The sequence below is a fragment of the Methylomonas sp. HYX-M1 genome (assembly GCF_040741385.1).
GTDB classification, from domain to species: domain Bacteria; phylum Pseudomonadota; class Gammaproteobacteria; order Methylococcales; family Methylomonadaceae; genus Methylomonas; species Methylomonas rhizoryzae.
In genome coordinates, this window is sequence record NZ_CP160405.1 from 3,426,165 (window position 1) to 3,439,310 (window position 13,146).

The window sequence follows — 13,146 nt, forward strand, 5'->3', positions numbered from 1 at the left end:
TATTTGTTAAACGCGGGATAGAGTAGTTGCCCCTCAGGGCAGCAGTCTCAAAGATAGGACGCAAGCCGCATTGCATAGGGCAGGGCCTGAAATCGAAGTGCTTGATGTGATAGGGATTACGGCTGTCATGGCGCGCACTATAGCCGATTGCGGCAAACGACTCAAGCGCGAGCGTTTTAGCAAGGCAAACGCTCCGGCTGCCGAAGCGCTTGCCTCTTGGCAATTATGCGGCCAACACCATGACCGCTTTGAGTTTTTTCATTGCGCTTTGCTCCAGTTGCCGGATACGTTCCGCCGACACCTGGTAACGATCGGCCAAGTCGTGCAACGTGGCTTTTTCTTCCGACAACCAGCGGCTGACTAAAATATCGCGGCTTCTGTCGTCCAGTTCGGCCATCGCATTAACCAAAATGTCTTCCTTGCGCTCTTGCCAATCGCTGTTTTCCAACAACAAGGCCGGGTCGGCGTTTTGTTGTTCCAAGTACGCGATAGGCGCGACTTGGCGGTCGTCTTCGTCTTCGGCGCCGGGTTCCAGAGCGACGTCCGCTCCGTCCATACGTCTCTCCATTTCGTAAACCACGTCGACACCGACGTCCAGATTTTCGGCAATCGCAGCGGCATCGGCCGGCGATAAATGATTCAGATCCTTTTTCAACTTTCTCAAGTTGAAGAACAACTTACGCTGAGCTTTAGTCGTAGCCACCTTGACAATACGCCAATTTTTTATCACGTATTCGTGTATCTCGGCCTTAATCCAATGTACGGCGAACGACACCAAGCGCACCCCCATATCCGGATCGAAGCGCTTAACCGCTTTCATCAAGCCGACGTTGCCCTCTTGAACGATGTCCGCCATAGGCAAACCGTATCCGGCATACCCTCTGGCGACGTGGGCCACAAAGCGCAGATTAGACATCACCAACTCTCGAGCAGCGCTCAAATCGCCATCGTCCCGGTAGCGAACCGCCAAATCGTATTCTTGCTCGGCCGACAATTTCGGCACACGCGCAATCAGAGCCAAATAACTGTCGAACGTCCCAACCGTCAAATTCACCGGTAAAGCCAACATATTCATTGCCAACTCCAATCAATCCACAATTGTTTAACTGGAGACGATTTTAGCACTCGATTCACAAGAGTGCTAATAACAGCTGAAAATTTATTTTCGCTTCCAGCATTCACTACTACAACCCAGGCCACCGTCGCGAATTTCGCAAGGTATTCTTTCAGCACCTGAATGTAGTTTTCATGAGATCTTTGGCCTTCGGGGCCTGTTGCAAAACTTCATTTCAGGCCCGGATGGGTCTGATGCAATTCAGAGTTGGCACGCGCCAATTCAGCAATAACATCCCGCCATGCGGAAGGCGGAACGCGGTCATCGGATGACGGGATGATACGCGGGTTTTTGTACTTCTTTGCATTTCCGTGCATTCTCAAATAGCCCGATGGCCGAACCCAAAATATTCGAGAAGCGCGCAGGCGATTTTTCTGTCGGATGGCTCGAGATTTGTCTCGGCGGATAAGCCCTGTAGGGACGCTTGAGTGGCCGATTAGATACGTTTCGGACAAGATCATCTCAAAATCACCTTTTAACGGAAAACCTTGCCAAGCTTTATTTTGAATTGGGCTGAATAGTTACGGACGGCTTTGCTATACCGCACCGGTCGCGCAATTCCAACCGAACACCTTTGGTCTGTTCGACGTGTTGGGCAATGTCTGGGAATGGACGGACAATTGATAGTGCCTGCCGCTAACCGGGAAAACTCGGCGAATTTTATCCCGCTGCGCCAAGCCATGGGCACACGCACAATAAAAAAGGGCCGTAAAGCCCTTTTTTGTTGCTGATATAAAAAGGTTATTTCAAAAACATACATTAAAAGCGTACATAACCCACCGTTAAACCACAATCTCATTCACCCCCATTGCCGGCGCCGGCCCCTCGATGCGACCGGCCCGGATATAAACCCTCCCGCCCACCGTGCCCGTTCCTCGCACGCTGACCACGCCGCCGTCCAATAGCGTCACCACGCTGACGTCGTTCGCGCTGCTGGCCACCGTGCCGACCAGCAACGGGTCGCGCGGCAATAAACTGGTAAAGGCGGTCCAGACGTTGGCGGTTTCCTCGCCGATTTGAATGGTCTGGTTGACGCTGTCCAGGCCGGCTTCGATCGCCACGCTATTGATCACGCCCTTGACGATCTCGCCGCCCAATGTGATCGCCACCAACTGCCCGACCCGAGCCAAGGGGAATACGTCGTTATCCAGCGGCAGGGTGGCCGACTTGATCACCGGCGCCGGCTGCTGGCCGGACAGGATGCGCTCGCCCAATAGCCGGCAGCCGATCACGTCGGTCATCAGCGCGTTGCTGACGGTGGGCGCCAAGCGGTCGCCGGCGCTGCCTGCCAGACGGCACCAACCGAGCACGCCGCCGATGTCGCCGCCGTGCACGTAGACGCCGTTGGCTTGAGTGGCGATGGCCGGCCGCAGGCTGACTTGCTTCAAGGCCGCCTCGGGTATCGCCAGATCGGCCGCCGCAACGCTGAAGTACCAGGGATAAACCGGATAGCGCGGTTGCACGGTGATTTGTTGCAAACTGTTGTGCGGCACCGCTACGCAACCGATGTCAGCGACTAGCCCCACTAAGGCCTGGATAGGCGTCTGATTGGTGTAACTCCAAGCCCCGGCCGGCACTATCCAGGTAGGGGCGTTCCAATTGATAGTCCAGCCGAGCGGCATCAAGCTGTCGGCCAGTTGCTGCACAGTCATGTCGCTGCCTTGAGTAGCGCTAGCCGGCAGCACATAAGGCGCACCCAATAGTGCGGTCAAGGAACGCCCACTCAGACTAATCGAGCGTTGTGCGAACCGGATGCTATGTTCAATACCCTCTACCAAGACATGCCAGACCAAACCGTCGATGGTCACAGCCAGCATGACCGGATTTCCACCGGCCGCCGCAACCAGGCTCAGCGCCGCTGCATCGAGCAGAGTGCCGCTAAACTGCCAGGCAAACGAGTCGGCATCGTAAGATAGACTGACGTTACCCATCGGTATGTCGATATTGCCAGGCACGGTTTTGACGCTGATAACATGTTGCATGATGTAAACCTGTTGAGTCTGGATGGTTACGGTAACGTGACCGGGCGGCGGTTCGTATGGCGGGCGCTCGGGCTCCGGCAAGAGCGATTTCCCCGGCGGCGGCCGTCGGGCTTGCTCTACCGGGATACAGAGCTGGGCGCTGTTTGGCGCCGCCTGTTGCCGGTCTGCGCAGAACGTTACACCATCCAAGCCGATGATTTGCCGTATCGCAAGATCGATGCGCGGTACGGCCGGAAAATTAAACACCCATGACGACGTATATCCCTGTTCCGATTGAAACCCGTATGCCGAGCCGGGGGTGTAGCGCCATGGCGCTTCAGGCTCGGATGCAATGGTCTTGATGAAGTTTCGTCGAGTAGCACTGCTGTCCTGCACGGGGCCGCACCAATCCGGCGGCCTGACTTTAGTCATTTGCTGCATCACCGCCGCCGTGCCGGCATGGATTGGCGCAGCAACATCGACATCCATCGTCCAATGCCTTACCGCCCAATCGAGCAGCTGCTGTAGCGAACACACGACGCCATGCAACGAGGTGGCCGGCACTACTGGCATACCAGTTTCCGCCCGTACCAGCCACGCTTGATCGTGGGCAACACGGACACGGGAAGACCGCGCCGCGGCCGGTGCGAGGATGGCATGACAAGGTTGGGAACTCATCAAGGTGGCGACTAACGGCATACACACATCGCGTACCGCCCAGGTGCCGTTTTGCTGATTGGCTGCCGCTAAACCGACAGTGTAACGCATGACATTGGCGCTATATTTAGCGGCTAGCGCGCCTCCGGCGCCAGTGAGCGCGGCATGCATGCGGGCGGCATTACTGACAACCAAGCCGCCGAATTGACCGGATGCGCCGGCTAACGTGACAGCCAAATGGCCGCGCGGCGCTACGGCGCCGACCAGCGCCGCTCCGGCATCGGCTAGTGTGACTGATAAAGCAGCGCTAACGACAACCGCATCGGCCTGAAATTCAAATTGACCCGATGGCACATAGCCGCTGGCACCAACAAACGAAAATACAAGACTGGGTGTGTAGGCCATTTACGAGGGTATCAAGGGCCCCTGCGTGATGGGCTGTACCATGCGCTCGACGCACTCCCAGGTTACCGTGCCGTCGGTGACGGTTTGTCCTGGCGTGGCGGGCCAGTTGGGCTCCGTATTGCCGGACGTGCCGGACAACGCGGCGGTGTAGTAATAGGGCTTGGCAACAGTGTCCAGCGGCATCACCAAGTCGCCGGCCACATAAGGCTGAGCCAGTTGCCATGTATCGCCTATGTACGGGGCTACGGTCACAATCATCGGCCGGTTTGGCAATGTCACATGATTGATACCTGCACCGAGCCGCAACGTTTTAAACAACGACAAATCATGAGCTCTACATACCGCCACATTGAATGCATCAGCCACAATACCCGATTGTATGTCTATGTCCAGATTAGTCGCCGCATATGCCAGTATAATGACAGCGCCATTGGCGCCCAAGCCGGATGCATTTTTACCCGGATTTGGCCCGTACCATATACCGCCTCCGCCACTGCCGTAATTAGTCGGCGCATTGACTGTGCGATAATCTAGCGACCCATAGCCGCCACCGTTGGCGCCGCCTGGAGTAATTTCGGTGCTGTTATTTGCCGATCCTCCACCGCCTGCCGCATACTTGATGCCCAGCTCAGGCACCAAATAACCTTCCGCTCCATTAGCGCTCATGATGACATTGGCTGTCACGCTACAGCCACCGCTGCCGTAATTATTGGATGCCGGCTTCGATCGTGTCGTTTTGGCCGGCACGGATACCACCCCATCTACATAGCCGGCCCCGGATACTCCGCCCAACGCGCCACCGCCACCTGACGCACCCGACTCGCCGCCGGTAGCCCGCATATACGATGCGCCGTTAAACGACGATTCACCGCCTGAATTGCCTGTCCCCGCTCCAGCGCCGACAGACACCGGGTAGATGCCCGGCTGTAATAGCACAGCACGATCAGCCACGCCACCGCCACCGCCACCGCCACCGCCATAGGTGCCGCCAGAACCGCCGCCGCCTATGACGATTATCCGCGCATCAAGCGGTACGGATGGGCTAAACATGCCCGACGAGGTAAACACATACACACTGAGCGACCAGCCTAGATATTCCGTATCATAGTAAATGTCCGCTCCATACATCACGCATTCCCCTCTATCAACGACCCGCTTAATATCTGAATCCCCCCGCCGGCCTGCACGGATAGCGTGTTGAAGATCAGCTCTTCTTCCGAACCGGATACCCCACAGCCCATATCCAGCACAAAATTATCGTTGCCATCGACGCCGCGGGCGAAACCTATCGTGCCCGTGGCGTCCGCCAGCGCATCTTCGGTAAACGTGCCGAAACTCAACTCACCGGCGGTGATAGTCCCGCAGGGTATTGATAACGTGATCGTACCGAGCAATACCTGATCGGTGATTACGCCGCCGGTCGCCGGCCGCCCAACACCCGCCGTATAGAGTCTGATTTTCCCGGGCCCCGTGCCGGCGTCGAACGCATTGACGATCTGCTGCAAGCGGTTGTTACGAATGGCGGTAGCTAGTCCTAGTGTCATGGCGTATCAATATCTCCTCTCACTTCGATGCACATTGTGTAATCGTCATCCGTCGCCGCGCCCTGGGCAACGGCCTGAATCACCCAGACCGGCGCATTCGCCGCATAGGTATTGAAGCGCAGCACGTTGCCGGCCGACCAACCGCTACCCCAGCCCAAATAAGAAATAATGAAATACGGCAGGCCGGTATTAGGATTGACGGGCGCGCAATCGACCGATGTGTTGCCGCCGATGATTTGGCCGACGTGCTCGCCAATGACGTTGAACGTGGTAGCACCGGTAAAGATAACCGACCAGCGCTCTTGAATGGCGGACAAATTATCGACGGCTATTGGATATTGCCCGTGGTTGTATTGCGCAGCCACCGACGAGCCTATCAAGCTGTCGCTCCAGACATTCGTCCAGGTCTGCTGATCGAACGGGGTAGACGTGCGTGCGTATAACGTACCCCATATTACCGCATTGGCGACCAGGGTATTATCTGCCGGGAAATCGTGACTCAACGGCTGAGATAGCGCGAGCTGCCCGGTAATTTGCACGTCGGTCAATACCGCCATGTCTTCGATCCGGTCCACGATGGTCAAAGGTTGCGACACTCCCGATAAATCACCCCACACAACAGTGCCCGCATCCAGATCGGCGGTATATTTTTCGACCGGCAATGGATTGCCGCCCAAGTCGCGCACAGTGAGTTTAGCGATGCGTACCCGACCTAGATCGGTAGTAGCGCCGCTGGTAAAGGTACCCACAGTGGTTTGATCGTTCAGCACCACCACGACATCACCAGGCTGATAGACGGGCACACGACCATCCGCCGGCAGACGCACGGGATCCAGGCCTAATATCGCCGCCGATAGTGGCAGGTAGGTATAGCTGACCGTGGTGTATACGACGCTTTCGGCGTAGACCAGCCGCGGCTTCCAGATTTTACTATCCACCACGTTTTCGGCCACATACCAGGGCTTGGTTTGGTTGCCGGCTGCGTCGACCATGTCGCCGAAACGCACTTTGACGACGCCGGTTTCGTAGTCGATATATCCCCACACATCGCCGGTATCGATGACGCCTTGACTGTCCGCTGAAGCCAATAGATCGGAACCGCCATCCACCGGCGTGGCGCGCACTTGAAATACGCCGACCTTCACCGGCGCGGCGGCGACGCTGAAGGTGACCGATTCCACCGGATGATATGCATAGTGCGTCGCCAGCCCGATGAGCGAGACCTCCGCCGATTGACCCGCCGGCCATTGCGAGATTAAACACCGGCCACTGGCATAGTCTACGGTACCGGCCAATGTGGCGACGCCGCTGCTACGGTCGATGCCGTAATACAACTGGCCGTTGCGGTCGAAATACGTGCGTCCGCCCAGACTGAACAATACGCTACCCGGAATAACCGCTTCGCCCCCGGCAAGCGCCAAATCGACGATCAATGCCGACGCGGTTAATGCGGCTGCGCTGCCGTTAGTGGCCGCCAGCGTGCGGTAGGTAACCGTGTATTGAGCCGGCGCACCCTGCTCGGCGGTATGACTGCTATAGCCCGTGACTTGAGCGCCGTTGACATTGTTAGTGTATGTCACGCCGCGCACGATTTTGGACCACGGCTCGGTGGGATAGTCGGTACCTCGGCCGAATTGCGCGGCGAGGTACGGCACACTACCCGCGTAATCCACCGTCAACACCCCCGTGGCATAATCGATGCCACCGCCGCCAACAGTCCAATCGCCGGCGCCGTTATCTACCCGCCAACGCCGCACACTGCCGGACCCGACCGGCACGATCAGGCCGGCATCCGCAGACCACGGCGCTTGCCACTCTACCCGCACCGAACCCGGATAGAGATTGGTATCCGCTACGTTCAGCGTGTCTACCGTGCCCGCCGTGGCGGCCGCCGGCAATGTTTTCACGTGCCGTGTGGCTACCGCGTAGGCGAAATTGAACACGACGCCGGCGGCCGGCAATAGATTCGGGCTAAACGCGATTTCGCCGGCTGCTAAATCCACATTGCCGGCGGCATCGCCGCTAATGACACCGGCCGCGTTACAAGTGGCCGTGCGAGCCGTGCCGTCGTTCCAATAGATCACCAAGGTTTCGGGCGCCAATCCTTTGTCCGCGTCCGGCAACTCAATGCTAAACCCGGCTTTCCCGGGCACATTGCCCGAGCGATTGAAGTAGTCCGTCGATTGACTCCAGGTAAAAATAATGTCGGTATCCACGTCCGGATAGGCGGCCGCGGTAATCGACACGCTGCCGGTACCGTAGTTGACCGTACCCGATCCCACACCCGGTTCGTCGGCCACAAGGGCGCCGGCGCCGTTGTCTGTCAGTGCGTACCATTTGCCGAGCGCCCGGTAACGCACGGTCAGCGCCCGAGGCTTGGCCGCCGGTATCAGAATCAAGGTATACACATAACCCCGATTGGCGGCGGTCACTTTGATCGAGGCAGTATCGCCGCTATTGGACGGCGCGGCTGCCGGCCTGAACGATACGGTCTTATTGCCGGCGTAGCTGGGCGCCACGGCCGAAAATGCGATAACGCCTTGCTCGTAATCGATGCTGCCCACAACGGTTTCACCGCTTTTGATTTTGCCGGCCGAATCGGTGAGCGCAGCCCCCCCCGTTACCGTCAGAGATCCAGGCAGACAGGGTGCGCCTAAATAGACGTACCCGCCAGCCGCCCAAGTGGTTGACGTACTAAAACCGGTATTGGCTTGCCCGGCATCGATCAGCGGCGTCACAATCGCGGCGGCCGCTTGGTCTACCAAAACCTTCTCGGCCTGCGACGCCGGCACGACTTGCGAATAAACGGTATCTACCTTAACCTCGGAATCCCCCAACTGCGCGGCTAAGGCTAGCGGGCGGGCGGAATAATAGCGAGCCGCATTGGCGATGACGGTTTTAAATACGGTCGCTGCGGGCGACAAATTATCCAGCCTACTCATTTGGGCGCCGACAAAGTCACGGGTTAGTACATCCGATATTTCAAGCTCAATAACTCGCCGGTTATACGCACCTTTATCGTCTGTGAACTCTTGTTGGCTATGGCTAAAATTGACAATCCGGATGTATTGACTGCCGGCCGCCGTCACCAGCATTAACACATCGCCGATGCCCGGCAGCGGCGCCGTCACGCCCTGAAAAATGGTAACCGCCCGGCTGCCTTGGTACTGCGTACCCCACAAAAAGCCATTATATAGCGGCCCCTGGGCCCGATAGTTTTGCACCCGGCCGGTAGCGTCCGGACGCCGGTCGAACCAATCGGCCGTGGAAAACAAGTTAACCCCTAGCTTGGCATCGCCGGGCAGCTTGCTGATGATGGCATGCGCACCGTAGTACTTGTCTTTGTTTGCAGTTTGCACCGCACCAAATATTTTGCGCACGTGCACAGCACCGTACACCCGGTCCAAAGTGCTGACGTCATCGAACATATTATTCGACTCGCCGTCCACCACCACTTGCCCGGTCACGCCGCCACCGCCTTCCGGCACGTCGTACATGACTTCGGATTTCAATAACTTGATGTCGTTTGCCAGAATAGTCATAGCCACACTACACAGTGAATAATTTTAACGTCAACGCGTACACGTCGCCGTCGTCCGGATTGTTGTAATCGATGATTTGCCTTGCTTGAATCGGCGGGCCGTTGTGATCGAACCGGACCTCAAATGATCTAGCGTCGTTGAGCGTCAATGTCAGACTGTCGTCCGCATCCAGCGCAGCATATAGCGCCTTGACCGTCGCGCGGCTAGCCCAGCCGTAATCGTCGCCGCCCGAGAGGGTAATCGGTCGGCCGGCCAGCATCTTGCCGGATTCGATGATCAACGCCCCGGACAGCGTATACGACTTGGTCTGCTGCATCGGCGTCCATGCAAATTCGTTAATCCATATTAGATCGTCAGGCAATTCGATAGCCCCAAGCGCCAGCGCCATCAAGACACCCCTACCGTCGCGCCGCTTTGCCGCAACACGTCCAGCATTTTTTGCACATCTGCTTGCGACGAGAAGCGCGCGGTGACTGCCTGCCCGGCGGGCGACTCGAAGCGCACACGCACGGCTTGTCCGGCTTGCGCGGCCTCGGCCGACGTGGGCAACCCGACTTGCGGCAGATTGATGCTGGGGATACTAGGCACTTTGACCGTAGCTGCTTGCTGAATTTTGGCACTGAGCCCGGACAACGGATTGCCGCTACCCAATTTCGACAACATGGCATCGAATACGGTTTGGTCCCGCTTGGCCGCCGCTTCCTGCCGTTGATCGATAAAATTGTCACCCACCGAGCTTGTGAGCTTATTCGCGTTGCGGTACACCCGCAGTTTGGGCACATAAGCCAGAATTTGCCGCACTTGTTCGGCCGTTTGCGTATCCAATTGCTGCATCAACGCCTGTAGCGGCTGCTGTATCGATTGCTGCGCCACCCTCTCGGCAAACAAGGTGCTACCGCCAAGACCGCTGGAATAATAGTTACTTGTCATGGCTTGACGTAGCTGCAATAGCCGCTTGATTTGCTCCAGTACGTCTTTTTTGATTGCCGCGTCTACCGCATCGCCCACACTGCCGCCTGCGGCGCGCTGTATCGGCAATTGGCCTTGATTGACCAACTGCAAAACCGGCACGCCGAGCTTTTTCACCGCTTCTTTACGCACCACGAATTCGCCGTCTTCCAGCAAAGCCCGCCGCCGGTCGCCGCCGCCGTAACCGGACAACAAGCCCGCCATCCGCGCCCAGCCGCCTTCGGCAAAACGCCAGGGCCGGCCGGTTGGCTGCCCGGCCAAACCACCGGTGGCTTGCGCGGGCGCACCGCCGCCGCCTTCGTTGACGGTTTTGATGGTGATGATTTTGGTTTCGGGTTTGGTCAGACCGGCGATGATTTGTTGCGCAACGGACAGGCTGTCTTGATCTATTTCTATGCGCAGCATCTTGGCATCAAGCAGCCTTTTCTCAATCTCGCCAATGGCGGCCTGGATGCTGCCCAAAGCATCGGTGGCGGCTTTCATTTCGCTATCTATCGCTTCAGCATTATCCGTATGCCTTTCCTGACTAGTCGCCAAGGCTTTATTCAGTTTGTCGTACACGTCATTGACCTTGCCGACGCCTTCCTTGGTTTTCTGATCCGCCTCCCAGCCTGATTGGGCCGATTTGGCTTTTTCGGTGGCGTTGCTGACAATCAATGTCTTCGCTTCGCCGGCCAGTCTATTCAGCTCGCTAGCACTGACGCTTTCTCCCTTAGCCAGTTCGGCTTGAAATTCGGCAATCTTTTGGGATTCCTCTTTTTCCTTGCTACGCATCAAGGATTTTTCGTCCATGGCCGCGCGCTGTATGGCCAGAATAGCTTGTTCCCTGGCTTGCTCGTTGCCGACCATTTGCTGAGCAATGCTATTGGCCGCATCCAGTTCACGCTGGCGTTCCGTGATCAAATTGCCGATATGGGTATTGAGATCGGTTTGCGCTTGCTGATACACGCCGCGCCTAGCTTCCAGGTGCGCCAAATCCATCGCGCCTAGCTGGCTTTGCAAGGCTTGGCGCTTTTGCAGCTCTTCGCCATTCAGCGCATTGAGCTGGGCTTGTTTGGCGGCTTTTTCCTGTGCATGGTAAACGTCCAGTTGCTGCAATTGTGCGGCCTGGAAGGTTTGGATGATAGTCAGGCGCTGGGCGCTGGCGGAGATAAAGGCATCGGTCTTGGCTTGTTCTTTTTGCTGCTCGCTTAAAGCGGCGTTAGCGGCGACGTCGGCATTCTCTTGCGCCAGTTTGGCATTGAGGTCGGTCAGTTGTTGCTGATACTGGCCTTTTTGCAGCTCGGTAATGCCCTTGATGTTTTCCGCCATCTTGGCGTAGGCGGCGTCGTATTGACCAACGGCGGCATCAATGGCGGCCTTGGTATTGGCGGTTTGCTGGTTGAGTTGTGCCGTGGCCTGATCGGCGTCTTTGGCACCAGAAATCCATTGACCTAGTGCCCTGACGCCTTCGAATATCAGTAACCCCAAACCTATAAACGGCAAGGCCCGCAAGGCCACCGATAGTGCGCCCGTCGCTAACGTCGCCCCGGTCATGACCGGTATCAGTGCGCTGGATATGGCCGATACCACGGGTGCGATAGCGAGTTTCCAGGCTACGAATCCGCCGCCGATGGTTAACAGTGCACCAATAAAGGCTTTGGTCACCGGCGAGAAGCCGTTGATGACCTCGATCAATTTCGCCAAGGCATTCGCCAGCGCGGCCACAACCGCCATCAAGCCACCACCAACCAATCCTTGTTTGAATTCCAAAACGGCGTTGTACAAGCGGTTGAAGGCTGCCGTAGCCCCCTGCGTGGCTTGTGGCAAACCACCGGCTACCGATTCCCTAAGCGCCTTGCCAAACTTCGGCAAAAAGTCGCTGGCGAGAATCTGCCCGCTGTTCAGCATCTTGGTAAATTCAGCCGTGGTGACGCCCAGGGCTTTAGCGCCGACTTGAGTGGCTTGCGGCAAATGGTCGCCCAATTGCTGACGAAACTCCTCGGCGCTGACGACACCTTTCCCCATCATTTGCGACAAGGCGTTTAACACACCATTGGCTCTATCCGCCGATAGATGCATCACCGTCGAAGCTTCGGCCACGCCGGAAAACAACTCCTTCAATGGCTGACCTTCCAGTGCCGTCCCCTTGGCAGCCGCCGCTAGTTTGGCGAAGCCTTCGGCCATCACGTCGGTCCTTTGTCCCAGGCGGTTGGATTCGTCGTGGATGTATTTAAGGGCGTCGGCGGTCTTTTCGCCGGATCCAGTCACGGCGTCCAGTTGCGACTTGATAGCCTCCATCTTGACGCCGGCATCGATCAGGCTTTTGAACGCCACACCAGCACCGGCCACCGCGCCGGCAAAGGCCAACCATTTACCGTTGAGGTTTTCCAACGCGCCGCCGAAATTATTCATTTGGCTGTGCAGCTCGGCCGTTTTGTCCTTGAGCTGGAGTTTGGCCTTGGCCAGCTCACCCATGGACAGTTTTCCGGAGTCGGACAACGCTTTATAAGCAGAATTCAAGCCGTCAATTTTGGACTGGATTTCAGAGAACGGTTTAAAGTCCAGCGTTTTGAAGCTATCTCCCAACGATCTGGTCTTTGCCGCTTCATCGCTTGAACGCGCTAGTTTTTTGTAGGCCTCGGTCAGATTTGCCACATCGACACCGGCCGATGATAGCGCCGCGCGTTGCTGGCCTAGGCTATCGCGATATTTGTCGATCTTCCCTGATAGATCGGAAACGGTTTTCTTGGCTTTCTCGAAAGATTCGGTCAAGGCTTTAGACGGCGCATCGCTGGCTTTCATCTCCCTAGCCAAGCGCTGCACGGTTTCTTGTGCTGTCCTAAAGTCCGATTGCGTATCGCGAAGTTTTTTGGATAATGCAACGAACGCATCCAAGGCTTCCTTGCCATCGGCGCCGATTTTTATCTTCAGTTCGAGGTTATTCGCCATATTTAAACGCTATCCTGATTACA

General features: G+C 57.0%; 8 protein-coding genes. 1 reads left to right on the plus strand and 7 read right to left on the minus strand.

From position 1 onward, the window contains the following. Positions 1-223: 223 nt before the first annotated feature. Positions 224-1,075, minus strand: a complete 852-nt coding sequence (gene rpoH / locus AB0A83_RS15480; RefSeq protein WP_150049982.1) for an RNA polymerase sigma factor RpoH — start codon at positions 1,073-1,075, stop codon at positions 224-226. Positions 1,076-1,627: 552 nt separating this feature from the next. Here rpoH and AB0A83_RS15485 point away from each other — a divergent pair. Next, positions 1,628-1,738 carry an SUMF1/EgtB/PvdO family nonheme iron enzyme gene (locus tag AB0A83_RS15485; RefSeq protein ID WP_367156171.1) on the plus strand — a complete coding sequence of 37 codons (111 nt, stop codon included), beginning with the start codon at positions 1,628-1,630 and terminating at the stop codon, positions 1,736-1,738. Positions 1,739-1,896: 158 nt separating this feature from the next. Here the strand turns inward: AB0A83_RS15485 and AB0A83_RS15490 are convergent, their stop codons facing one another. The 6 genes from AB0A83_RS15490 to AB0A83_RS15515 are packed head-to-tail and all read right to left on the minus strand — an operon-like array spanning position 1,897 to position 13,123. Then, entirely contained in the window at positions 1,897-4,137 is a 2,241-nt protein-coding gene (locus tag AB0A83_RS15490) for a hypothetical protein (RefSeq protein ID WP_367154640.1), read from the minus strand. After that, complete coding sequence (locus tag AB0A83_RS15495; RefSeq protein WP_367156172.1) at positions 4,138-5,265, minus strand: glycine-rich domain-containing protein; 1,128 nt, start codon at positions 5,263-5,265, stop codon at positions 4,138-4,140. After that, complete coding sequence (locus AB0A83_RS15500) at positions 5,265-5,681, minus strand: hypothetical protein (protein WP_367154641.1); 417 nt, start codon at positions 5,679-5,681, stop codon at positions 5,265-5,267. Before AB0A83_RS15500 ends, AB0A83_RS15495 begins: the two co-directional genes overlap by 1 nt. Continuing rightward, on the minus strand, positions 5,678-9,223 hold the full coding sequence (locus AB0A83_RS15505; RefSeq protein WP_367154642.1) for a hypothetical protein: 3,546 nt from the start codon (positions 9,221-9,223) through the stop codon (positions 5,678-5,680). Before AB0A83_RS15505 ends, AB0A83_RS15500 begins: the two co-directional genes overlap by 4 nt. A gap of 7 nt (positions 9,224-9,230) precedes the next feature. Then, complete coding sequence (locus AB0A83_RS15510) at positions 9,231-9,611, minus strand: hypothetical protein (protein ID WP_367154643.1); 381 nt, start codon at positions 9,609-9,611, stop codon at positions 9,231-9,233. After that, positions 9,611-13,123, minus strand: a complete 3,513-nt coding sequence (locus tag AB0A83_RS15515) for a tape measure protein (protein ID WP_367154644.1) — start codon at positions 13,121-13,123, stop codon at positions 9,611-9,613. The genes AB0A83_RS15510 and AB0A83_RS15515 overlap by 1 nt, the downstream gene beginning before the upstream one ends. Positions 13,124-13,146 lie beyond the last annotated feature (23 nt).